The organism is Thermogemmatispora tikiterensis, assembly GCF_003268475.1.
GTDB lineage: Bacteria > Chloroflexota > Ktedonobacteria > Ktedonobacterales > Ktedonobacteraceae > Thermogemmatispora > Thermogemmatispora tikiterensis.
Window position 1 is genome coordinate 5,528,909 of sequence record NZ_MCIF01000002.1, and the last position, 23,596, is coordinate 5,552,504.

The window sequence follows — 23,596 nt, forward strand, 5'->3', positions numbered from 1 at the left end:
CAGCCACTGGCTGACTACAGATACTTCTCGATCAGCAGGCGATACTTCTCGCGGACTGCCTCGGGAATAACGGCGCGGTCGGTAATGATGGCCGAAGCCAGCGCCTGGGAGCAATCGCAGCTCACCGTGCTGCGGTCGGCAGGGATCTTGCTGACCAGGCGGCGCAAAATGCGCTGAGCATTCGTCACATTGGCGTTCAAATTCTGCACCACCAGCTCCACCGAGACCGACTCTTCACTCTCATGCCAGCAATCGTAGTCGGTCACACAGGCCAGGGTCGCATAGCACAGCTCCGCCTCGCGGGCCAGCTTCGCCTCGGGCAGGGCTGTCATGCCGATAATGTCCATGCCCCAGCTGCGGTAAGCCAGAGACTCCGCCTTCGTTGAGAAGAGCGGTCCCTCGATACAGACATAGGTCCCGCCCTCGTGTACGCGCACATCGCCGAGTTCGCGGGCTGTCTCCAGCAGGAGCCGGCTCAGGGTGGGACAGAACGGCTCAGCGAAGGTGCAATGAACCACCAGGCCGCCCTCGAAGAAGGAGTTCACACGGCTCTTCGTGCGATCGAAGAGCTGGTCGGGAACGACCAGATCACGGGGGGCAATGTGCTCGCGCAAGCTGCCGACTGCGCTCACCGAGATCACCCATTGCACACCCAGGCTCTTCAAGGCCCAGATATTGGCGCGGACCGGAATCTCGGTAGGGCTGAGGCGGTGACCCCGCCCGTGGCGCGGCAGGAAGGCCACTGGCACCCCTTCCAGCTTGCCGATAGTAATCACATCGCTGGGGGCGCCAAAGGGTGTCTCTACCGCCACCTCCTCCAGATCAGTCATCCCCTCCATGCGGTACAGCCCACTGCCGCCAATCACCCCAATGGTTGCCTGTGGCATAGCGATCGCATTCCTCCTTGCTGGCAGAAATCATCAAGTCGGGTGTGGACCTCGCGGCGCAGCCCGGGCAGCGCTGGGAGGCCCACCTCCTTCGAGCGTTCTCAGGACTGAACTGAAGAAGAAGAAGGCGAAGTAATGCGCAGATAGCGCAGCTTGCCGACTTTGAGTACGGCGCCCTCACTGGGAGGCACCATGAAATCGGGCGTCTCGATCTTTTGGACCTCGCTGGTAGCGCCGTGGGGGAAGAAGCTCACGCCTCCCTGCTGAATCAGGCGACGGGCCTCATTGCGGCTGGGAACGAGCCTGGCCTCCACCAAGAGGGTGACAATATTGACCGGCTCTGTCAGCGGATAGAGAGGCATCTCCTCCGGTAGCTGTCGCTGGGAGAACTGGCGAATAAAAGCTTCCTCCGCTGCCTGAGCGGCCTCGGGACCGTGGAACTCGCTCACGATTTCACGAGCCATGCGGCGCTTGACCACCATTGGGTTAAGTGTCCCCTCGGCCATCTTGCGGCTCATCTCTTCCAGCTCCTCATCGGGGACGTCGGTCAGCGTCTCAAAGTAGCTCCTCATCGCGTGATCGGGCAGCGACATCAGCTTGCCGTACATATCGTTGGGTGGGGCCGTCAGGGCAATATAGTTATTCAGCGATTTGCCCATCTTCAGCTGGCCATCCAGCCCCACGATCAGTTGCACCGTCAGAATCTGCTGCGGCGGCTGGCCAAAGATTGGCTGCAGCTCACGCCCCACCAGCAAATTAAAGGTCTGATCGGTGCCGCCGATCTCCACGTCGGCGCGCAGCGCCACTGAATCGTAGCCCTGCAAGAGCGGATACATCAATTCTGACAGATAGATCTCGATGCCGCTGTGGAAACGCTTGGCAAAATCGTCGCGGGCCAGCATCTGCGCCACCGTCTTGTAGCTGAGCAGGCGCATGACATCGGCCAGGGTGAACTGATCGAACCATTCGCTCTGCCAGCGTACCTCGGTCTGCTCACGATCGACGATGCGGTAGAACTGGTCGAGATAGGTCGCGGCATTGGCCTTGACCTGCTCGGCGCTCAGAGGCTTACGCGCGTTCTCACGTCCGCTCGGATCGCCCAGGCGGGCTGTCCAATCGCCGATCACCACCACGGCCTTGTGGCCCAGGCGCTGAAACTGGCGTAACTTGCGGAAGACCACCGCATGACCGATGGTCAACTCATAGTGGCTGGGATCAACGCCAAGCTTGACCCGCAGTGGCTCCCCGCGGTTGCCTTCCAGCAGCAGGCGCCGTAGCTCTTCCTCTTTCTCCACCAGCACCACTCCGCGCTTCAGCACCCGCTCGATCTCAGCTGGCTCTGGTGAGTGCTTCACCGTCACGTCTTCTGCACCCTTCCTCTTCTGACTGATTTGGTGAGATGAGATGGCTTGCGTATTGCCTGCATTGTAACAGAAAGCGCGGGTGGCGTCGAGAGGTTGAGCTTGATAGGATCATTATCAACTTTTCTAATAGAATTCTTATAGATTGCAAACGTTGCTCTAATACAAGGCACGCTATACTCTAAGGCGAGAGACAGGCCCAGCCTGACGACCGAAGGAATGGGACTGTCAGCAGCGACGGACGAAGATGATGTGAGCGAGAGAGGCCGCAAGTTCTCGGAGACAGAAGCCTTGTGTGACCTGTTTGTTAGCCGGTAAGACAGCAGAGTTAATGCGAGAAGAAAGAGTTAATGAAGGAGGTGTTGGTAGTCCTATGCCAGATCTGACTCGTTACAACCCCTTCCAGGAGATGATTTCGCTGCGCGAAGCGATGGATCGCCTCTTTGAGGAGAGCTTCATTTCGCCACGCAACCTCTTGAGCCGGGGTGTTGCCTCGAACCTCTACGAGACAAAAGATGACTTCATCCTGCAGATCCCCATGCCGGGTGTCAAGCCGGAGGAAGTGGAGATCACCGCGCAGCAAGACACAATCTCTGTCAAGTGGGAGACAAAGCCAGTAGCGCCTGAGAATGCGACGGTCCACTGGCGCAACTTCGGCGAGGGGCAGTATCAGCAATCATTCACGCTGCCTGCGCCGATCAATCCCGATCGAGCCGAGGCCCATTATCAGAACGGCATCCTGACCCTGCGCCTGCCCAAGGCCGAGCAGGCCCGCACGCGCACTGTCAAAGTCAACACCCGCTAAGCGGGGCGAAGGAAGCAGCGACATTGCGAGGCTGGCTCGCCCGCTAGCTCCGTCCCCGGCCATGCTGCGAGTTTCACCTGGGGATAAGAGCATTCAAAGGAGCGGGCCAGCCTTGTGGTCTGGCCAGCCGGCCAGATCGGCCCTGGCCTGGCCGTGCCGCTCCTGATATGCTCCAGACTGCAGGGGCAGGTGCAGCTGGCGAGTATCAATCCCGCCTGGCCTGAGCTATGATCATTGCTCCGGCTCGCGTTCGCGGCCACCGCGGCCTTCCACAGGCTCCCTCGAGGCGGGGGATTCCCGCCTGCTCACTTCCTCTTCCTCAGTGTTCTGCCGCAGGCGATTTCGTGCATGAATAATATGATAAAGAATAATGAGCTGTGTCAGCGCCAGCGGGTCGCTCTGGCGCAGCACGTTTCCCACGTAGAAGCGCCCGAGCATACTCAGGCGCTCTGGTCGCAGGTGGTTGATCTCCTGCATATGGGCCCAGATACAATTTTCCAGCTCACAGGCCTTCTGGTGGCTGATGTCGCCGTCGATCTCCAGGACATCGCGCAGCACCCCATCGTAGACCTCCTCCACCAGGCGCAAGGCGGGCTTACGTCCATTGTGGGAAGCCTCCAGCACATCTGAGAGATCGATCTTGGGGGCATGCTTCGCCTCGATCAGGCGCACATCGAGATGGGCCAGATCGCGCGTACGGTAGTACAGGCTTCCACGGTAGAAACGAACAATGATATCGGCAAAGCGCTTTTGCGGCTGGATATAGAGGCGACTATCGCGGCGGCGCAGCGCAATCTGCTCCCGCACCTGCTCGACGGTGTAGCCGCGAGAGGTGCTATCGCGCATAATCTTCCACTGCTGCTGCAGGGCGGCCTCGGGGTCGAGATAAATACGCACATGAGCGAGGCGGCGCAGCTCGGGCGTAAAGAGCGCATGGAGGCCGTGGACGAAAATAATCTCCGCTGGCTTCACCTCCTCGGGCGGGCCAAAGGTGCCTGTGCGGTGATCGTAGACCGGCTTCAGGATCGTCTCACCGCGCGCCAGGCGTTGCAAATGCTCTGTCATCAGCGGAAAATTATTAGCGCACGGATGAAGGGCGGTGATGCCGGCGCGCATGCGTGCCGCGCGATCCAGGGTGTGATAGTCATCGAGGCAAATATGCGTCACGGAATCCTGGCCAAAGAGCTGGACCATTCCATCGGTCAGAGTGCTCTTCCCTGAGCCGCTATCCCCGCAGACCGCGACAATGAGAGGCTTGTGAGCTGTCTTCTGTCTCTCCATGAGTTAGCCACTGATTAGCAGACAAGCAGGCAAGACGAGTCGGGGTACTGCTGCCTGGCATCTGCGTGCTCTGAACACCATCCGTTCCACCTCGCCGGAAGCGAACCTTTCCCAAGGGTTCGCTGGTTAAAAGTATAGCATATCTCGCCTATCTCGCGGCCAGCCTGCCCTTCCCAGGCGCATCGCTCTGGAAGAAGAGGCCAGAGAGGGAGTACAATAGAAGGACAACGAAGCGAACTCAATTGTCAGTATTGCCGGTGGAGTGGTCTGTTATTATGGAACACGTATTGTTGGAGCGATTGCGGCAGGGTCCGCTGCTGTGTGACGGAGCGATGGGAACCCTGCTCTACGCGCGTGGCATTCCCTACGAGCAATGTTTCGATCTGCTCAACGTAACGCGTCCGGAATTGATTCAGGGTATCCATCGCGAGTACATCAGCGCCGGAGCCCAGATTATCGAGACGAACACCTTTGGCGCCAATCGTCTGCGTCTGGCTGCCTATAACCTGGAGGATCGGGTTCGCGAGATCAATTTTCAGGGTGTGCGGCGAGCGATAGAGGCCCGCGAAATTGTCGGTCTGCCGGTCTTTATCGCGGGCGCAGTCGGACCGAGCGGCCAGCCGCTTCAGGCGCCCGAGAGTGGGCGGCTCAGCGAAGTGCGGGCGGCCTTTCGAGAGCAAATCGAGGCGCTGCAGGAAGGGGGGGCCGAGCTGCTGATTTTAGAGACCTTTACCAGCCTGGCCGAGCTGCGCCAGGCCATTCTGGCGGCTCAGGAGGTCGGTGGGCTACCGATCGTGGCTCAAGTCAGCTTCTACGAAGATGGGCGCACGCTCTCCGGTCAATCGGCGGCCAGTGTGGCGCGAGAGTTGTACGAGCTGGGGGTTGATGTCATGGGGGCCAACTGCTGTGTTGGGCCGGCCATGACTCTGGAGGCCCTGCAAGGGATGATTGGCGCCCTCGACGAGGAGATTCAAGCCGCCGCCCAGCAGGGAAAGCGTCCCCCGCTCTTTTCGGCTCAGCCCAATGCCGGTCTGCCGACGCGCCTCGGTAACCGCTTCTTCTATGTCTCGACACCCGACTACTTTGCCGACTATGCCCTGCGCTTCGCCCAGGCCGGGGTACGCCTCATCGGCGGCTGCTGTGGCACCACGCCGCGCCACATCGAAGCCATGCGCAAGGCGCTCGACGCCCACTATGGGCGTGGGACTGGCGCCGTGGGCCAGAAGGACGAGGCCGGGCAGCAGAATGGGCTGTCGGCCTCCGCCCAGGGGCAGGAAGGCAGCCGCACAGCTTCGGCGGTGCTGCCGGGGCGCGGCGGGCGCCGTCCGGCGATTGGCACGCTGCCCGAGGAAGAAGTGATTCTCCCCCAAGAGGGGAGCAAGACACGCCTGCAGCAGAAGCTAGAGGCTGGCGAATTTGTCATCAGCGTTGAATTAGATCCTCCGATGGGCCTCAACCCCTCCAAGATTCTGGCTGGGGCCGCCCAGCTCCAGCGCGATGGCGTCGACTGCATCAACATCGCCGATAGCCCGCTGGCCCGCGTGCGCATGAGCTGCATCGCTCTGGCCCGCCTGATCCAGGATCATCTGGGCATGGAGACCATCATCCACTTTACAACCCGTGACCGCAACCTGATGGCGCTTCAGGCCGAGCTCTTGGGGGCCCACGCCCTGGGACTGCGCAATATTCTCGCCTTGACAGGCGATCCCCTGCGCGTTGGCGACTATCCCAACACCACCGGTGTCTGGGATGTCGATTCGGTTGGACTCATCCGTATTCTGCGCGGGATGAATGAGGGTCATGATGCGGCAGGTGGCTCCATTGGCGCCAAAGCCTCTTTCCATATAGGGGCCGCCCTGAACCTCAATGTCAGCGAAGAGGAGGCCGAGCGCGAGATCGAGAAATACTATCGCAAGCTGGAGGCCGGGGCCCACTTTATCATGACCCAGCCGATCTATGAACTGGCCCCCTTAGAGCGCTTCCTCAAGCGAGTTGGCAAGCCGCCGGTGCCCGTGATTCTTGGTTGCATTCCCCTCCATAGCTGGCGCCATGCCGAATTTCTCCACAATGAGGTAGCCGGCGTCACTATTCCCGAGCGGGTGCGCGAGCGTATGCGTGCGGCGGGCGATCAGGGCACGGAGGAGGGCTTGCGACTGGCTCAGGAGCTGCTGATGGAAGCGCGCGACCTCGTCCAGGGAGTCTATCTGCTCCCTTCCTATCGACGCTACGATATTGTTGGACGCCTCACCCGCTTGCTACGCGAAGCGCCTGCCAATGCCTGAGTTTATTCTCTGTTGTCCACCTCTTCCATATACAGAAGAGTATGGCATGGCAGAGCGCTAGCCAGGTGGGGGCAGGCGCCGCAGCAGCCGCAGCCGTAGGGCGACTGCACAAGGGAAAGAGCACGGCGGCAGCGAGAGCCGCTCACTCAGGTGCGGGCCGGTCGGGTACGCGGCAGATCGGAAGAGGAAGACGATTGGGCCTGGCGCCTGGGATGGCCCCGCTGGTCTCGCGCGTTCGCCTCGCCGTGCTCACGGAGCGCTGGCGGCCTCACTCTCATAGACAAGGCCATCGGGACGTGGCTGGGCCGGGTAGCGCTGGAAATACTGGCTGCTTGTTCCGGGGAGGAATTGCCCGCCAGGCAGATGCCAGCCGTAAGGGCGCGAAACCACGTTGATCCGGGGCAGGACGAGGGAGGCCGCCAGCCGATAGCGATCTCTGATATAGCGCTGCAGGATATCGGCCAGTTGCTCTTCGGCCTCGTAGAGCGTCTCCGCGTAGATAAATGAGTGGACGGTGCGTCTTCCGATGGTGATGTGACCAGTGTAGAGCGTTCGCATGGGCTTGCCTCTTTTAGGGGGTCGTGTGCCTGCCATGCACAAGGGACCCTGAGAGCCAGCGCCACTGCGGGCAGCACCCGGGGGTGGTCGCTGTAGACAGTAGACGCTAATGAACCTGTACCGAGAGTGAGAACGGTGGAAGAAGCTGGCCCAGGCGTCTACAGGTAAGCCTGCAGGCGGCCTGTGAGAGCGACAGGCGCAGCTGCCGGGCTAGCCGGCTGCTTCTGGGCGCTAGCGCTGGAGGTGCCAGAGTGGGGGCGGGGAAGATGGAGACAGCTGCCAGGCAACCGCTCATAATGGTCCTCCTTTGCAGTTTCCGCTGCCGCAGGTTGCGGAGAGCGACGCGGAAGCAGCATCTGAAGCACAGACAATGCGCATAGAAGGACGCAGTTAGAGATCTTCTGCGTCTGCTGAACACATAGAGGATAGGGCGAACAAACGCATTACCTCAATAAGTATAACATACAAAAGGGTCAGTCTGTCGCAGCATGCTGGCTGGTGAGAAGTTACAGGCGGTGCAAGGGGACGGGACGGGGCTAAAGGCATGTCGTGGGTAGCGCTGAAGCACAGAAGAGAGGAAGGCGCCAGGAAGCCTCGCGGGGGCGGCATACGTGCGCAAAATCAATTGACTTCTCCCACCCCTTATGCTACACTTAATCCGTCTATCCAGGGATAGACACCGGTCCTGGGATAAACAGGTAAGCAGGTTGTCACAAGTCAGGAAAGGAAAAGGGAGGTTTGGCCTATTAACAGAGATCCTCGGGGGAATGACCGGACGCGCGAAACACGGGTCAACGAGCGCATTCGGGCACGAGAAGTACGCCTCATTGATGAGAATGGCGAGATGATCGGCGTGATGCCGACGCCCCGCGCTCTTGAGATCGCCCGTGAGAGGGATCTGGATTTAGTCGAAGTGCAGCCCAATGCTGTACCACCGGTCTGCAAGTTGATGGACTATGGACGGTACAAGTACGAGCAGGCCAAGAAGGAGAGCGAGGCGCGCAAGCATCAGAAGACGATTACCCTGAAGGAGATTCGCCTGCGCCCTCGTACCGATGAACACGATATCGGTGTCAAAACTCGCAAGATTCAGGAGTTCTTAGCTGATGGCGATAAGGTGCGGGTCAGCGTCCAGTTCCGCGGACCGGACTTGCGCCACCCAGAGATTGGCCGTAGGCTGCTGGATAACATCGCCGAGACCCTGAAGGGGACGGCTGTCATCGAGCGCCCGCCTGTAATGGAGGGCCGGGTGATGTCGATGATTGTCTCGCGCGCGCCGGGGTGGGAACCGCCAAAGAAGCAGGCACCTACCCCCTCCGGTAAACGCCAGGTGGCCACGGCAGGCGCCGTGGCTGGCAGTCAGGCACCAACCTCCCCATCCGCTCCTGCTGCTGGGAGCCAAGAGGTGGGGGACGCCACTGATCGTCAGCAATAGTGACAAGCGTAGCCCTGTGGGGTAAAAACTCCTCCTGAACCTCCTCTGCCAGCAAACATGCCCAGAGAAAGAGAGAGGAGAGGGCTACGGGCACCAGGAGCTTCCCAGGTAGTCACGCCTGTGGACAGGGACAGGGGAATGCTGGCTGTCAGGAGTTGGTCCTTCTAGCTTCTGACAGCGAAACTGCTCTGGAGGAAGCGAACCGACCGCCGTTTGGTTTGGACCTGTCCTACACAGGACAGTGTTGGAAAGCGGTACTGTCGCCTTCCTGGGCTATCAGGAGCGGATACCCTTCTCCTGTTGTAGAATATTGGAATAGCTACCACTGCAGGCAAAAGGACGTAGTTCTCAGCAACTACGTCCTTTTTCTTCCTCATTCGCATGAGCGGTTGACTTTTCCTGGCAAGGCGACTACCATACGAGAAGGACTGACCTGGTGATCCCGCCGGAGTTGCCCCGCCTGGCCTGGCTTGCCTTGCCTGCCCTGTGCTTGCCTCTGCCTGCTGTCTGTTTCTTTCTGACTGTCGAAGTCGGTCGGTTGCTAGCTAGCTAGAGACGCATTCTTGGGAGGAATCTGGTGAGCAACTATTATGACCCGCGCTGGTATGAAGACGGTGAGCGGCACAGTTGGAGTTCGTTTTCAACCGAGAGCATCTCCGACTCCGGCTCCGATCCGCAAGCTGCTGCCTCACCTCCACTCGACGCTCCAAGTGCTCCAGCTGATCAGCCCGCGCCCCCTGGTTGCCGCATTGCTGTCCGCCGTGCCGTCACAGTGACTGCGCTGCTCATCCTGGCTTTCATCGCCGGCTGGTTCAGCCACCAGTTTTTCTCTTCTGGCTCCTTCCCCGCCAGTAGCCAGTCGCAAAAATATGCCCAGTTGTTCCAACAGGCCTGGACGTTAGTTGATCAGAAATATGTTGATCGCAAGGCGATCAACTATCAGAAGATGGCCTACAGCGCCATTCAGGCCATGCTCGACACCCTCGGCGACAAAGGTCACACGCGCTTTCTCACGCCCGATCAGGTCCAGGCCTTTAACCAGTCGCTCAGCCCGACCCTGGTTGGCATCGGCGTTTACATCCAGCAAGATCCAACTACGAAGCAGGTAGTCATCAGCGACACAGTCCCGGGGGCCCCGGCGGAGAAGGCTGGTCTGAAGCCTGGCGACATTCTCCTCTCGGTCAATGGGCAGAGTGTGCAGGGCAAGGATCTGGAGACGATCAGCTCCTTGCTGCGGGGGCCAGAGGGTACCTCGGTCTCGGTGACGGTGCGTCGTCCCAGCACGAATCAGACTCTGACTTTCCACCTGAAGCGGGCCAAGATTACTGTTCCGAACGTCATTTTGCATTATATCCCCGAGGTCCATATCGCTCATATTCAGATCGTTCAGTTCGCCGATGGGGTCAGCGATCAGCTCCGCAGCAGCATTGAGCAGGCCAAAAAGCTCGGAGCCAAAGCCATTATCCTGGATCTACGCGGCAATCCTGGCGGCCTGGTCGAGGAGGCGATCAATACGGTCAGCGAGTTCCAGGCCAGCGGCACCGTCTTTCTGGAGCAAGATAGTTCGGGGAGGCGCACGCCGTATCAGGTGACAGGCCACGTGGTCGATGGGAAGATCCCTCTGGTGGTGCTCGTTGATAACGGAACAGCCAGCGCTGCCGAGATCGTCTCGGGCGCTTTTCAAGACAACCATCGAGCGATAATTATCGGGACGCGCACCTATGGTACAGGGACGGTGCTGGAGCAATTCCCGCTCTCCGATGGCTCCGAATTGCTGCTCGGCACGGCTGAGTGGCTGACGCCCGATGGCCACTTTATTCGCCAGAATGGCATCCAGCCCAATATTGTGGTCTCTCTGAAGGCGGGGCAAAGTCCCCTGACCCCAGCGACAGAGAATCGCGACCACATGACCTATCAGCAGATTCTGCAAAGCGGCGATAGCCAGCTGATTCGCGCGCTCCAGTATCTACAGGGGCAGCACTAGACGACGTGTCCTCAACCTGAGACTGCCAGCGCGCTCCAGATCCGTTCATTCAGCATAGCTGAGCGTGGGACAACAGTGTAGAATAGCGGTAAAGAGCGATCCAGCAGATGACTCAAGTGCGTCCAGCGAGCTGAGAGAGGCAAATTGAAGCAAGGTGAGCGGCAGTCTGAGTTAGCCTGGTCCGCCGTCCCGCCAGGGGAGTTGGTGGAGGAGAGAGAGGCGAGATGGTTAAGGCAGAAGCCAGGATAGCCAGCGAGCAAGGGCAGAGCGGGACGGCCAGGCGAAGACAGCCTTGTCCTGGCTGGCAGCCTCCTCTCGGGTGGCCACTATCCTGTAGGGCCGCCTTGGCGATGGCTAGCACTTCCTACGCCAGAACCAGCGCCGGATCGAAGGGAAAGTGCTGCAGCTTCTGGCGGCGGATCGGTGAAGAGCCAGACGTCCCTTGCGCGCCGTTCGTTCTCGCATCCTGCTAGAGAGCGGCAGGCCGATGTGAACCTACTTTATCAGGCGGCAGACAGATCGCCAGAGCAATCCAGAGGCGACGACTCTGTGGTCCGAATTACTGGGAGTGTGCTCGATAGGCGAGGTCGCCCTTCCTCCGGGCACAAGAGGGCCTCTGCTGATCAGCGCCGCTGAGGTGGAGACGGCGGCTGGTAGCCTGGATAGTCCATCGGTTCCGCTGGCCAGGGGGTGCCTCCCCACCAGGACAACTGTGTGGGGGGAGCCACTGGCGGCTGTCCGGCCCTGGCCATTACCGCAGGAACAGCTGTAGCAGCCGACCCTGCTGGCATCTGACGAGGTCCTCCTGATCGAGCCGAGGGCGAGCGAGCCGTAGAGAAGGCTTGACTTGCCTGGCTCGCCTGCACATCTTGCCCAGCGACCGGCTCGCGCCTGGCTGACGAGGCAGCAGCTGCTGCCGGACTCCGCTTCCGGTTTAGCAGGAGGATCAGCCCTTTGAGAAGCAGGACAAGGCCGAAAAAGGCCAGGCCACCCCCTAGAATCACCCAATAGGGATAGATATATTCACCGCTACAGGCAGCATAAGCGACCGCAGCCCCCACGGGAATCAAGAGGACTCCCAAGAGAAGCTGCAACAGCGGCTTCTCCCTCTTGGATAGAAAGCGGTAGAGCCAGTAGAACAATCGGATCATCAACTTCTCCTTCCTCAGAACAAGACAGCAACCGGTCGATGGGATCAGCCATCGATACAGGTGTCTATTTTAGAAAGTGAGGAAGGAGCAGTCAACTAGCTCTCGCTGCACTGAGCCTGAGCAGTAGCAGCAAGGTAATATTTGCTCGTCGGTGGATGATCGAGTATCGTGGCGATGAAGCGTGTAGCTCTGACCACCTGCTCCAGCGAGATCCCGGTCTCGATGCCCATGCCGTGGAGCAAATAGAGGAGATCTTCGGTGGCCAGATTGCCGCTGGCCCCAGGGGCATACGGACAGCCACCCAGGCCCCCGGCGGAAGAGTCCACGCAGCTCACGCCCATCTGGAGGGCGGCCAGCACATTGGCCAGAGCTGTGCCGCGCGTGTCGTGGAAGTGCACAGCCAACCGCTCGAGAGGAATACCCCCTTCGTTCAACAGCAAATCCAGAACCTCAACCACCTGATTGGGCGTGGCCACACCAATGGTATCGCCCAGCGATAGCTCAGCGACGCCCATCTCCAGCAGTTCCAGGGCCACTGCCAGCACACGCCGGGGATCGACTCGTCCCTCGTAGGGGCAGCCGAAGACCGTCGAGATATAGCCCCGCACACGCACTCCTTCGCGCTGGGCCAGCGCCAGCACAGGTCGGAACTGGGCCAGGCTTTCGGCAACCGTGGCATTGATATTGTGGCGCGTGAAGCTGTCGCTGGCCGCTGTAAAGACGGCTACTGAGCGCAGCCCTGCCGCTAAAGCCCGCTCCATGCCCTTGAGATTCGGCACCAGGGCCGTCAGGCGCAGTGTCGCTGGCAGGTCGCGCAGGCCCGCCATAACCTCGCTGGCGTCGCTCAGCTGTGGGATAGCTCGCGGACTGACAAAAGAGGTCACCTCGATCTCAGAGTAGCCTGCCTCGGCGAGCAGACGAATGAAATGGATCTTCTGCTCCGTGGAAACGCGCACTTTCTCGTTCTGCAGACCATCGCGCGGTCCGACCTCGACCACGCGCACCTGGCGCGGTAAAGTAGAGAGATCAAGCTTCATCGCTCTCTGCGGCCCAATCTGACCCGGGCCGCCGGTGACCCGACAGCGCGCGCTGCTGCTGGCTGAGGGTGTGAGGCGGCTCGGAACTGCAGCCGCTCGCTCCTTTCTCCAACGGGGAGTCTAGACTCAGCTGGCCGAAGTATGGGTAGCGGGCGACCTGTGTGTATGCCAGGTCGCCCAGGCTCTGTGTTCTGCTGACTGCATCAGAAGAGGTTAGTCGTCTCCCTCATCAGGGGGGACTGAGCCATTGCCTGCCGGGCTGGGGCGGGTGCCCGTTGCTTCTCAGGGCTATCCAACGCAGGCGTTGACGTTGAAGGCGGTGGGGCCGGCAGCCTGAGACGCTCGGCAGGGGCCGCCGACGACTCCTCGACACCTGGGTCGCTCCGGCCGCTCAGGCGTAGCACTCGCACCTTCGTGATGCGTCGCCCACGTGTTGCCAGCACCGTCAGATTCAAATCCCCGTAGGTAATCGTATCACCAGCCACGGGGATCTTGTCGAGCTGAGCATAGAGGAAGCCGCCGAGCGTCTCGTAGTCCTCGTTATCAAGCTTCGTGCCCATCAGCTCGTTGAAGTCGTCGATATTCATCTTGGCGTCGACGATATACTCCGTATCGCTAATGCGCTCGTAGAGATTCTCCTCACGATCATATTCATCCTTAATATCGCCGACGATCTCTTCCATCAGGTCCTCGATGGTCACCAGGCCGGCGACCGAGCCATACTCATCGACCACGATGGCCATATGGGTGCGCCGCTGACGGATCTCGCGCAACAGGTCGTCGAGCTTCTTCGTTTCTGGCACAAAGTAGGCCGGACGCACCAGCTCGCGCACCAGGCGCGTATGATGACCCTGGCGCAGCTCCTTGAGCAGATCCTTGGTATAGAGGATGCCCAGAATATTATCTAGAGACTCCTCATAGACAGGGATACGGGAGAGGCCGCCCTGCAAGGCCACATCGACGGCCTGATCGACGGTAGTATCGGCCTCCAGCGTAATCATGTCGATGCGGGGCACCATTACCTCGCGCACCGGCGTATCGGCGAACTCGAAGATGCTATGGATCATCTCCTTCTCTTCTTCTTCGAGTACGCCCTCTTGCTCGCCGACCGAGACCAGCAGGCGCAGCTCCTCCTCTGTTACGAAGGGGCCTGCATGCTTTAGCTCGCCGCCGAGCAAGCTCGCCAGGGAAGAGGTGACTACCCCGAGCAACCAGACCAGCGGTCGCAACAGCCAGGCGGCCAGGCGTACGAAGCCGCTGAGGGCGCGCGCCCAGCGCAGGGGGTTCTGCACAGCGGCGGTTTTCGGCGTGATCTCACAGAAGATCAGCACGATCAGCGAGATGAGCACCGTGGCGATCAGCTCGCCCCAGGTGGCCGAGAAGCGCAGGGCCAGGACCGTAGCCATGCTGGAGGCCACGATGACGGCGATGCTATTGACCACCAGGATCGTCGAGAGGAACGTATTCGGGTGAGCCAGCAGGCGCTCCAGCTCAGCGGCCTGTGGGTCGCCCTCCTCGACGAGGTTTTTCAGCTTGATGCGGCTGACCGAAGTCAGCGCGGTTTCGGCGGCGGAGGCTGTGGCGCACAGAATCAGCGCAATGACCAAGATGATCAGCTGCAGCCAGGCCACGCCGTCGAACTGGGGGAGAGAGAGGCTGAGAGCGGCGGCGATCCTGACAAGGGGTATGCCATCGGCGTCCATAGTTGTAGTTACTCCTTTTTGCCTCCTTCCGCTTCTGAGGAGGCCTGTTCTGCTGCTGCCGCGGGATCGAGCATACGCAGCAGACGGGCGGGCACACCAACTACCAGCGCATGAGGAGGCACGTCACGGTTCACCACTGCGTTGGCGCCCGTCATGGCTCCCTCACCGATGGTCACGGGCGGTACGATGATCGTATCGCAGCCGATGAAGGCCCCGTCCTCAATGACCGTACGGTACTTCTGGCGTGTGATCCCGTTATAGTTGGAAGTTACTGTACCCGCACCGATGTTGACATGTGCCCCGACAGTGGCATCACCGATATAGCTAAAGTGATGCATGTCTGTTTCCGCACCGATATACGAGTTCTTCACCTCGCCAAAGTTGCCCATGCGCACGCCACGAGCCAGATGGGCGCCAGGGCGACAGTGGCTGAAGGGGCCGATTCGTACATCATCTTCGAGAATAGCCTCTTCAAGAGCTGAATTTCGAATGATACAGCGATTCCCGATAATCGACGACTCGATGGTAGTTCCAGGGCCGATGCGGCAGCCGGAGCCGATTTGCGTTCGGCCAGTGATCATAGTGCCGGGCAGGATAACCGTGTCGGGTCCGATGGAGACCTCGGCGTCGATGTAGGTGGCCGCGGGATCGACGATCGTCACGCCCGCGTACATGTGGCGCTCCAGGATGCGGCGCCGCAGGATCTGCTCCGCCGCTGCCAGCTGCACGCGATCGTTCACGCCCACAGTCTCCTCTAGAGCGCCGGTTACCGTCGCGACGGTACGCCCTTGCGAGCGCACGATGGCTACCAGATCGGTGAGATAGTACTCGCCACTGAAAGGATTGCGCGCGAGGCGGGGCAAGGTCTCCCAGAGCCAGCGACGCTCGAAGCAGTAGACACCCGAATTCACCTCTTTAATGCGCTTCTGCTCTTCGGTAGCGCGCTTGACCTCGATGATCTCCACCACGGCGCCTGAGCTATCGCGGATCACGCGCCCAAAGTCGGAGGGCTGCTCGGTGATAGCCGTTAAGAAGGTGACGGTGGCCTGGCTCTCCACATGCTGAACAAGGACGCGGGCCAGCATCTCGGCGCTGATGAGCGGAGTATCGCCGTAGCAGACGAGCACCGTCTCTGGGGGAGGAGTCAGGGCCTCGACGGTCTCGCGGGCGGCCAGGACAGCGTGGCCGGTGCCCAATTGCTCGGCCTGCAGGGCGTAGTAGCAGCGCTCACCGAAGGCGGCCTGGACCTGGGCGGCCTCGCAGCCGACGACAACAATGGGGCGGTGAGCGGTAAAGGTGGCTGCCAGTGGAGTAAAGGCAGAGGTGAGAGGAATCGCTTCCACGGCGTTGAGCACATGGCCTAACATCGGCAGCCCGGCCAGCGGATGGAGCACCTTGGGAATGGCGGAACGCATCCGCGTGCCCTTGCCCGCTGCAAGGACCACGGTCGCATAGGTCTTCATTGTTGAATTCACAAAACCTCTTGTTTCATTGCTGTCTCCTCAGCGATTCGTGCCCCTGCGCCACGAATCGCCGGGCTACGCTGCGCTGAGCCTAGGCAGGGGAGTTGATCACCCTGCTGCTCGGGCGCCAGAAAGAAAGAAGGTCCCCCTTTTTCTTGCTTGCTTCCTGCGCAAGCGCGATAGAGCCTATCGATCAACCTTTGAGCCTGGTCACAAAGGACCAGTCCCTGCTCTCGCCGGCGGAGAGCAGAAGCCAGATGGTTCGGGTGCCAGGATTCGAACCTGGGATCGCGGATCCAAAGTCCGCTGCCTTACCGCTTGGCCACACCCGAAAGTGATGACACGCTCAGCCGGTCCGGTCACGTCTCGCCTGGCTCATCCTCGCCGGCTCCAGGCAGCTGGCTGGCTGGCCTGCTGCCCTTCTGCCTGCCTGCCTGGCCGCTGTTGCACGCTCTGACGATAGCACAAAGCCGAGACGCGACACCTTGTCTGTCGCTGTCCGAGAACAGGATACCTTTTCTTGCCAGCCCTGTCAAGGGGGGATGGCGGAGCTGACTGTCGTTGGGGTCTCCTGTGCGGCGGGGAATACGCTAGACGGTGAAATGGTTGTTTACTTAATAGATACACTATGTTATCATCACCCTCGTGAAGGCTCGGTTCCAGAGGTGCTCATCTCCTTGGATTGAGGTGGGCACTCGTCCCTCACGTAGCCTGATCTGAACTGGAGGAGGAACTGCTGTGGAAGCCGCTTCTGCAACTGATTTACGCGTCGATACGCACCTGGCGAAGTTTTCGCAGGGCAGTGTGGTTGTGCTGACGGCCCTGGCCTTTCTGTTGAGTTGGCCGCCGCTCGTGCTGATCACCGGGCTGCTCCTGGCCTGGAGTGCTCTCTGGCCGACGGTTGGTCCGTTTACCTTGCTCTATCGGCATGTGCTCGTACCGAGCGGTCTGTTGAAGCCACGCCTGGTCGAGGATGATCCAGCCCCGCATCGTTTCGCCCAGGGGGTAGGTGCTACCTTGCTGCTGGTGGCCGGGCTGGTGCTCCTGTTGACAGCGGCGACGACGGTCGGCTGGGTCCTGGACCTGCTTGTGTTTGTGCTCTCCTTTGTTAATCTCACGGTTGGCTTCTGCGCTGGCTGTCTGGTCTACTACTATCTGGGGAAGCTCGGCCTCGTCCCCCGCGTGCGCTATGAGGGGGGCTTCCACTGGCGCGGCGTGAGGTAGGAGAATGCTGGCAGACGGAGAGAGCTGAGAGATGCTAAACGTGATGCTCTGGCGGGCGGCCTTGCTGATCCTGCTGGCCGCTCTCCTCTGGGGTTTCGTTGTGCTCGGACGGCGCTTTGTCGAACGGCAACGCCGGGCGGCCCTGGCGGCGCCGGCTCTGGCTACCGGTCTCCAGGGTGGCGCGGGGGCTTCCAATTCCAACCCGCCGGTACGCATCTTGCTCTTTAGCAGCGCTGAGTGTCAGCAGTGCCATCGTTTGCAGAAGCCGGCGCTGCGCCAGGTGCAGGCGGCCCGCGGCGATCTCGTCAGGGTGATCGAGGTAGACGCGCCGACTGAGCCCCACTTGACAGCTCGCTATCGAGTGCTGACCCTTCCGACGACGGTTGTACTCGATGGCCAGGGCAAAGCCCAGGCGGTCAACTATGGCTTTGCTCCCGCCGGGCGACTGCTGGCCCAGATCGATGACGTACTGGCGCAACAACACATTGAGCGAGCAGCGCCTCTGGCCTGAGTTACTTCTCTTCCTCCTCAGTTGGCCTTTCTGTAGCATGAGGTGTCTCTCTGCTCGTGTAGAGGGCGGTCTTCGTCAAGGCGGAACATCTTGACGAAGAGGAGCGCCTCATGCCACAATGGCAGTGATTTCTTCAGAGAGGAAGAGAAGAAACGCCCATGCGAGTCCTTGAAACGCATGTTGACCGCAGCAGTCCTGAATTTCAGGAGAATGCGCGTTATTTCCGTCAGCTTGTGGCCGAGCTGAAGGAGCGTCTGCAGCAGGTGCAGCAGGGCGGAGGCGCCGAAGCCGTGGCTCGCCATCGGAAGCGCAACAAGCTGCTTGCGCGCGAGCGCATTCGTTTACTCTGTGACCCCGACACCCCGTTTTTGGAGCTGAGTCCGCTGGCTGCCTGGGATATGTACGAGAACGAGGCCCCCTCGGCGGGCATCGTGACCGGTATTGGGGTGGTAGAGGGCCAGGAGTGCATGATTATTGCGAACGATGCCACCGTCAAGGGCGGGACCTACTACCCGATGACGGTGAAGAAGCATTTGCGCGCCCAGGAGATTGCCGAACAGAACCGTCTCCCCTGTATCTATCTTGTCGACTCGGGCGGAGCCTTTTTGCCGCTGCAGGCCGAGGTCTTTCCTGACCGCGATCACTTTGGGCGCATCTTCTACAATCAGGCGCGGATGTCGAGCCAGCGTATTCCGCAGATTGCCGTAGTGATGGGTTCGTGTACGGCGGGCGGTGCTTACGTGCCGGCGATGAGCGATGAGACTATCATTGTACGCGGCACGGGGACGATTTTTCTCGGTGGACCGCCACTGGTGAAGGCGGCGACCGGCGAGGAGGTGAGCGCTGAGGAGCTGGGTGGGGCCGATGTCCACTGTCGCATCTCGGGAGTGGCTGATCACTATGCCCTCAATGATGAGCATGCCCTGGCTATCTGCCGCAGCATCGTGGCCAATCTGCAGCGGCGCAAGTACATTCCCTGGGAGATCGCTGAACCCGAGCCGCCGCGCTATGATCCCGAGGAGATCTATGGCATTGTGCCGCGCGACTATCGCAAGAGCTACGATGTGCGCGAGGTGATTGCTCGTCTGGTCGATGGCAGCCGCTTCCACGAGTTCAAGGAGCTGTATGGCACGACGATTGTCTGCGGCTTTGCCCGCCTGATGGGCTATCCCGTGGGCATTATTGCCAATAATGGAGTGCTCTTCTCGGAAAGCGCCCTCAAGGCAACGCATTTTATTGAGCTGTGCGCCCAGCGTCAGATCCCGCTGGTCTTTCTGCAGAATATTACCGGCTTTATGGTGGGACGTCAGTACGAGAGCGGCGGCATTGCCAAGGATGGGGCGAAGATGGTGATGGCGGTGGCCAACGCACCGGTCCCTCGCTTTACGGTGATTATCGGCGGCTCCTTCGGGGCGGGCAATTATGCGATGTGCGGGCGCGCCTACTCGCCGCGTCAGCTCTGGATGTGGCCCAATGCCCGCATCTCGGTAATGGGAGGTGAACAGGCGGCCAGCGTTCTGGCAACGATCCGCAAGGAGAACCTGGCGGCGCGCGGAGGGACGATGAGCGAGGAAGAGGAAGCAGCCTTTAAGCAGCCAATTCTGGAGAAATATGAACGCGAAGGCAACCCCTACTACAGTACGGCTCGCCTGTGGGACGATGGGATCATCGATCCCTGTGAGACGCGTACAGTGCTGGCCCTGGGGATCGCTGCCTCGCTCAATGCGCCCATGCCTGAGACGCCTTTCGGGGTCTTCCGCATGTAGCATGAGTATGGAGAGCGGCCTCTGGCGCTGGCAGAGCGAGATATGGCTCGCAGGCGGAGCAGGCGACGCGCTGGCTGGCAGCTTCTGAGGTAATAAGGAAGGGCCCACGCTTATGTTGAAAGCGCTGCGTTGCAATTCCCTGGAGCGTTGCTTTCAGCGCGTCACCTCGCTGGCCGAGGCCAGGCAGGCCCTGGCCGAACCGCAGACCATTCTCTGGCTTGATCTTTTCAATCCGAGTCAGGAGGAGCTGCAGGATGTTGGTGCGGCCTTCCATTTGCATCCGCTGGCCGTAGAGGATGCCAGTCATAAGCATCAGCGTCCCAAAATCGAGGAGTATGATAGCTTCTACCTGCTCGTCTTTTATACGGTGCAGGCCGAGCCATCTCCAGAGCGCCTGCGAGTCTGTGAGTTGTCGATCTTTCTGGGGGAGCGCTATTTGATCACGGTGCATAGTGAGCCTATTCCCGAGCTGGAGGAGACCGAGCAGCGCTGGACGCGCAATGTACGCCAGCTTGAGGGCGGAGTGATTGTCCTGCTCTATTCCCTCCTCGACACGATCGTCGATCAGTATTTCCCGGTGCTGGATGCAATGGTCGAGCAGGCCGAGGCCCTGGAGGATCGTCTCTTCAGCGGTGAGTTGCGTCAGCGCTCCTTTACTCAGGACCTGCTGGCCCTCAAGAAGCGCTTCCTGACGCTACGCCGTATCGCTGGTCCCGAGCGCGATGTGCTCAATGTGCTCACGAATCGCGATAACCCTCTCTTCAATGAGCATGCCTTGCTCTATTTCCGCGATGTCTACGATCACATTATGCGCGTTGCCGATACCGTTGATCTCTACCGCGATCAGCTGAGTTCGACGATGGATGCGAACCTCTCGATCGTCTCCAATGACCTCAATAAGACGATGCGCACGCTGACGGCGGCCTCGATTGTTTTGGTGGTCGACGCCTTGCTGGCAGGTATCTGGGGGATGAACTTCGAGTATATGCCCGAGTTGCATTGGACCTATGGCTATGCGCTGGCTCTGACTGTGATGGCCGTGATCTCACTGCTCCTGCTGCTGATCTTCCGTCGGCTGCGCTAGCTCTAGGGCCAGGGATGCGGACCTGGTCAACACGAGAAATCCTGGCTGTACGTTGGCAAGAGGATGGTATAATAAAAAGCAATGAGCAAATGAGAAGCTGCGGCGGCTATAGGCTCCCTGCTCTTGGGGGGCCGGGTGCTGGCGGGTGGGCCGCCTGAGCGGTTTCGCCTGGTGTGCAGCTGAGCCTTTGTCAGGGATAGTCACAATGGAGTACACCCTACTCAGTGTTGAACGCAGCTTTCAGAATCGGGTCGCGACGGTGACGCTGCGGCGCCCCGAAGTCCACAATGCTTTTAATGCGCAGTTGATCGAGGAACTACAAACGGCCTTCACCGCTTTGCGTGACGATGAGCGGCTACATGCTGTCGTCCTGACCGGCGCGGGTGCCTCTTTTAGCGCTGGAGCTGATATCAAGATGATGCAGCAGGCGGTGAATGTGAGTCGTGAGGAGAATGTGGCCGAGGCTTTGCGGTTAGCTGACCTCTTTGAGGCCATCAATACGTTCCCCTGTCCGGTAGTGGCCCGCGTCAATGGGACGGCGATGGGTGGCGGTTTGGGGCTGATTGCGGCCTGCGATCTGGTGATTGCGGTCGAGACGGCGCGCTTTGCTTTTAGCGAGGTGCGTCTAGGCATCGCTCCGGCGGTGATTGCCCCCTACGTGGTGCGCAAGATCGGCGAGGGTCAGGCGCGGGCGCTCTTTGTGACGGGGGAGCAGTTTACAGCTGCGCGAGCGCGCGAGCTGGGGCTGGTGCATGTAGTAGTGGCTGCTCAGGAACTGGATACGGCAGTGGAGCTGGCGCTGCACAACCTGCTGCGCGGTGGGCCACGGGCCTTACGGGCCTGCAAAGCGTTGGCTCTGCAGATCGGCGCGCTGAGCCGCGAGGCGGCGCGTGACTATAGCGCCAATCTGATTGCCGACTTGCGGGCCAGTCCCGAGGGGCAGGAGGGCCTGCGGGCCTTCCTGGAGAAGCGCAAAGCCAACTGGGTGGTCAGCTAAGATGTTCAAGAAGATTTTGATCGCCAATCGAGGAGAGATTGCGCGCCGCATCATGGCCACCTGCCGGGAAATGGGCATTCGTACCGTCGCCGTCTACTCAGAGGCTGATTGTCAGGCTCCACATGTCTACGAGGCCGATGAAGCCTATCCGATCGGTCCTGCGCCTGCCGGCGAGAGCTACCTGCGCATTGAGGCCATCATTGCGGCGGCTCGCCAGGCCGGTGCGGAAGCAATTCATCCCGGCTATGGCTTCCTCTCGGAGAACCCGGCCTTTGCCGAAGCCTGCCACGAGGCCGGCCTGGTCTTCATCGGTCCCCCTGCCTCAGCTATGCGCCTCATGGGGTCGAAAATTGCCGCGCGCCAGGTGGCGCAGCAAGTAGGTGTGCCGACTGTCCCGGGGTATGATGGTCCTCAACAGGACCCGCAGCGTTTGCTGCAGGAAGCGGAGCGCATCGGGGTGCCGCTCTTGATCAAGGCGGCGGCTGGAGGTGGGGGCAAGGGGATGCGCGTGGTGCGCTCGCTGGAAGACTTCCCGGCTCAGCTGGAGGGGGCGCAGCGCGAGGCCCTGGCGGCCTTTGGCGATGGCACGGTCTTTCTAGAACGCTTGCTGGAGCAGCCTCGTCACATTGAGTTCCAGATACTGGCCGATGCCTACGGTCAGGTTGTCCATCTGGGTGAGCGCGAATGTTCGATTCAGCGCCGCCATCAGAAAATCGTCGAGGAAAGCCCGTCGCCGGCCCTGACAGCGGCCCTGCGCACCCGCATGGGTGAGGCTGCCGTACGTATTGCCCGCGCTGCAGGCTATGTCAATGCTGGCACGCTTGAGTTTTTGCTTGACCGCGATCAGCACTTTTATTTTCTGGAGATGAACACGCGCTTGCAGGTCGAGCACCCGATCACTGAGCTAGTGATGGGCCTCGATCTGGTGCGTCAGCAGATTCTCATCGCCGCTGGCGAGCCGTTGCGTCTGCGTCAAGAGGAGCTGGTAGCGCGTGGTCACGCCCTTGAAATGCGCCTCTATGCTGAAGATCCCGAGCAGCAGTTTCTCCCCTCTACCGGCAAAGTATTCCGTTTTTTCGCCCCGCAGCGGCCTGGTGTGCGCATTGATAGCGGCGTGGAAAGCGGCTCTGAAGTCAGTCAATTCTACGATCCGATGCTGGCCAAGCTGATTACCTATGGTGAAGATCGCGCTGCCAGCATCGCGCGCATGCGAACCTTACTGGAAGAGCTGGCGGTCTTCGGCGTCAAGACGAACAGCGCCTTGCTGCACGCCATTACTGAGAACGCGGCCTTTCGTGAGGGCCTGACCTTCACCAGCTTTTTGGAAGAGCAGGGACTGCTTGCGCCGGGGGCCTTACGGGAGCAGGAGGCGCTGCCGTCGGTGTTAGGCGCGGCGGCCCTGGCCGAAGTGCTAAACGAGGAGCGAGGTGAGCGCAATCCCTGGCGACGGCTTGGTCCCTGGCGTCTGGGGGGGACTGGGCAACTGCTGCGCTACCTCTATGAGGGAGAAGAGCATCAGGTTTGTCTTGAGCGCCTGCCCGGCAGCGGTGGAAGCTGGAGGATCGAGATTGACGGGGGCGAGCCAGAGGAAGTGCTGCCGCAGCTGGCGCCGGATGGGGCGCTCTGCTTGCAGCGTGGGGCGCGGCGTGAGCGCGTCCAGTTTTTCCGCCTGTCTGGTGAGACGCAGGTCATGCTACGGGGAAGGCTCTATCGCCTGCTACGACCTCTGCCGCCGGCTATTGAGAGCAGCCTGCGCGGACGCGGCCAGCGCGGAGGCCAGAGCCTGACGGCCCCAATGGCGGGGACTATTGTCAAAGTGCAGGTCAGCGAGGGCGAGCCTGTCAGGCAGCGCCAGGTGCTGGTCATTCTGAGCGCTATGAAGATGGAGCACGTCATCGCTGCTCCCTACGATGGCGTCGTACGGCGCATCTATTATCGTGAGGGCGATGTTGTCCAGGGTGGAGCTGTCGTTGTCGAGGTCGAGATGGGCCAGAGCGAGGCGACCCTTGCCCCGACCTCGCAAGAATGAGGCGAAAAGAAGGAAGGCAGGCAGCCCTCGGGGCAACG

Annotated in this window: 18 protein-coding genes and 1 tRNA gene; 10 read left to right on the forward strand and 9 right to left on the reverse strand. The window is 60.5% G+C overall.

Annotation, left to right across the window (positions count from 1 at the left end; genetic code table 11):
* Positions 1-14 precede the first annotated feature (14 nt).
* Positions 15-887 carry an S-methyl-5'-thioadenosine phosphorylase gene (gene mtnP / locus A4R35_RS22095; RefSeq protein WP_112433311.1) on the reverse strand — a complete coding sequence of 291 codons (873 nt, stop codon included), beginning with the start codon at positions 885-887 and terminating at the stop codon, positions 15-17.
* A gap of 101 nt (positions 888-988) precedes the next feature.
* A complete protein-coding gene (gene tyrS, locus A4R35_RS22100) occupies positions 989-2,242 on the reverse strand; it encodes a tyrosine--tRNA ligase (RefSeq protein WP_223258447.1) in 1,254 nt (417 codons plus the stop codon).
* Positions 2,243-2,621: 379 nt separating this feature from the next.
* Between tyrS and A4R35_RS22105 the strand changes: the two genes are divergently transcribed.
* A complete protein-coding gene (locus A4R35_RS22105) occupies positions 2,622-3,053 on the forward strand; it encodes an Hsp20/alpha crystallin family protein (protein WP_151727866.1) in 432 nt (143 codons plus the stop codon).
* Between the two features lie 231 nt (positions 3,054-3,284).
* On the opposite strand, the gene A4R35_RS22110 is transcribed toward A4R35_RS22105, so the two are convergent.
* The gene (locus A4R35_RS22110; protein ID WP_112433317.1) at positions 3,285-4,334 is read right to left on the reverse strand and encodes a phosphoribulokinase; all 1,050 of its coding nucleotides are present in this window, start codon (positions 4,332-4,334) and stop codon (positions 3,285-3,287) included.
* A 275-nt stretch (positions 4,335-4,609) separates the two neighbouring features.
* Here A4R35_RS22110 and A4R35_RS22115 point away from each other — a divergent pair, with 275 nt between their 5' ends.
* Entirely contained in the window at positions 4,610-6,616 is a 2,007-nt protein-coding gene (locus A4R35_RS22115) for a bifunctional homocysteine S-methyltransferase/methylenetetrahydrofolate reductase (protein WP_112433319.1), read from the forward strand.
* Positions 6,617-6,865: 249 nt separating this feature from the next.
* Here the strand turns inward: A4R35_RS22115 and A4R35_RS22120 are convergent, their stop codons facing one another.
* Complete coding sequence (locus tag A4R35_RS22120; RefSeq protein ID WP_112433321.1) at positions 6,866-7,174, reverse strand: hypothetical protein; 309 nt, start codon at positions 7,172-7,174, stop codon at positions 6,866-6,868.
* A gap of 745 nt (positions 7,175-7,919) precedes the next feature.
* Here A4R35_RS22120 and infC point away from each other — a divergent pair.
* Positions 7,920-8,609, forward strand: a complete 690-nt coding sequence (infC, locus tag A4R35_RS22125; RefSeq protein ID WP_112433323.1) for a translation initiation factor IF-3 — start codon at positions 7,920-7,922, stop codon at positions 8,607-8,609.
* 577 nt (positions 8,610-9,186) lie between these two features.
* Positions 9,187-10,593: a S41 family peptidase gene (locus tag A4R35_RS22130; RefSeq protein WP_112433325.1), complete on the forward strand. Its 1,407-nt coding sequence runs from the start codon at positions 9,187-9,189 to the stop codon at positions 10,591-10,593.
* Between the two features lie 623 nt (positions 10,594-11,216).
* On the opposite strand, the gene A4R35_RS22135 is transcribed toward A4R35_RS22130, so the two are convergent.
* The 5 genes from A4R35_RS22135 to A4R35_RS22155 all read right to left on the reverse strand — a co-directional run bounded on the left by A4R35_RS22135 (position 11,217) and on the right by A4R35_RS22155 (position 16,279).
* Positions 11,217-11,744 carry a hypothetical protein gene (locus A4R35_RS22135; protein ID WP_112433327.1) on the reverse strand — a complete coding sequence of 176 codons (528 nt, stop codon included), beginning with the start codon at positions 11,742-11,744 and terminating at the stop codon, positions 11,217-11,219.
* A gap of 95 nt (positions 11,745-11,839) precedes the next feature.
* Positions 11,840-12,781: a hydroxymethylglutaryl-CoA lyase gene (locus A4R35_RS22140; RefSeq protein WP_112433329.1), complete on the reverse strand. Its 942-nt coding sequence runs from the start codon at positions 12,779-12,781 to the stop codon at positions 11,840-11,842.
* 203 nt (positions 12,782-12,984) lie between these two features.
* Positions 12,985-14,484, reverse strand: a complete 1,500-nt coding sequence (locus A4R35_RS22145) for a hemolysin family protein (protein WP_112433331.1) — start codon at positions 14,482-14,484, stop codon at positions 12,985-12,987.
* Between the two features lie 8 nt (positions 14,485-14,492).
* A complete protein-coding gene (glmU, locus tag A4R35_RS22150; RefSeq protein ID WP_223258448.1) occupies positions 14,493-15,959 on the reverse strand; it encodes a bifunctional UDP-N-acetylglucosamine diphosphorylase/glucosamine-1-phosphate N-acetyltransferase GlmU in 1,467 nt (488 codons plus the stop codon).
* 246 nt (positions 15,960-16,205) lie between these two features.
* Positions 16,206-16,279, reverse strand: a tRNA-Gln gene (locus tag A4R35_RS22155).
* Positions 16,280-16,685: 406 nt separating this feature from the next.
* On the opposite strand from A4R35_RS22155, the gene A4R35_RS22160 reads away from it, so the two are divergent.
* The 6 genes from A4R35_RS22160 to A4R35_RS22185 all read left to right on the forward strand — a co-directional run bounded on the left by A4R35_RS22160 (position 16,686) and on the right by A4R35_RS22185 (position 23,558).
* Positions 16,686-17,171, forward strand: coding sequence for a DUF4395 domain-containing protein (locus tag A4R35_RS22160; RefSeq protein ID WP_112433336.1), 486 nt, complete (start codon positions 16,686-16,688; stop codon positions 17,169-17,171).
* 31 nt (positions 17,172-17,202) lie between these two features.
* Positions 17,203-17,682, forward strand: coding sequence for a thioredoxin family protein (locus A4R35_RS22165; RefSeq protein ID WP_112433338.1), 480 nt, complete (start codon positions 17,203-17,205; stop codon positions 17,680-17,682).
* Positions 17,683-17,840: 158 nt separating this feature from the next.
* Positions 17,841-19,448 carry a carboxyl transferase domain-containing protein gene (locus tag A4R35_RS22170; RefSeq protein WP_112433340.1) on the forward strand — a complete coding sequence of 536 codons (1,608 nt, stop codon included), beginning with the start codon at positions 17,841-17,843 and terminating at the stop codon, positions 19,446-19,448.
* Positions 19,449-19,560: 112 nt separating this feature from the next.
* Positions 19,561-20,532, forward strand: a complete 972-nt coding sequence (gene corA / locus A4R35_RS22175) for a magnesium/cobalt transporter CorA (protein WP_112433342.1) — start codon at positions 19,561-19,563, stop codon at positions 20,530-20,532.
* Positions 20,533-20,737: 205 nt separating this feature from the next.
* A complete protein-coding gene (locus A4R35_RS22180) occupies positions 20,738-21,529 on the forward strand; it encodes an enoyl-CoA hydratase-related protein (protein WP_112433344.1) in 792 nt (263 codons plus the stop codon).
* A 1-nt stretch (position 21,530) separates the two neighbouring features.
* Positions 21,531-23,558, forward strand: a complete 2,028-nt coding sequence (locus tag A4R35_RS22185; protein WP_112433346.1) for an acetyl/propionyl/methylcrotonyl-CoA carboxylase subunit alpha — start codon at positions 21,531-21,533, stop codon at positions 23,556-23,558.
* Positions 23,559-23,596 lie beyond the last annotated feature (38 nt).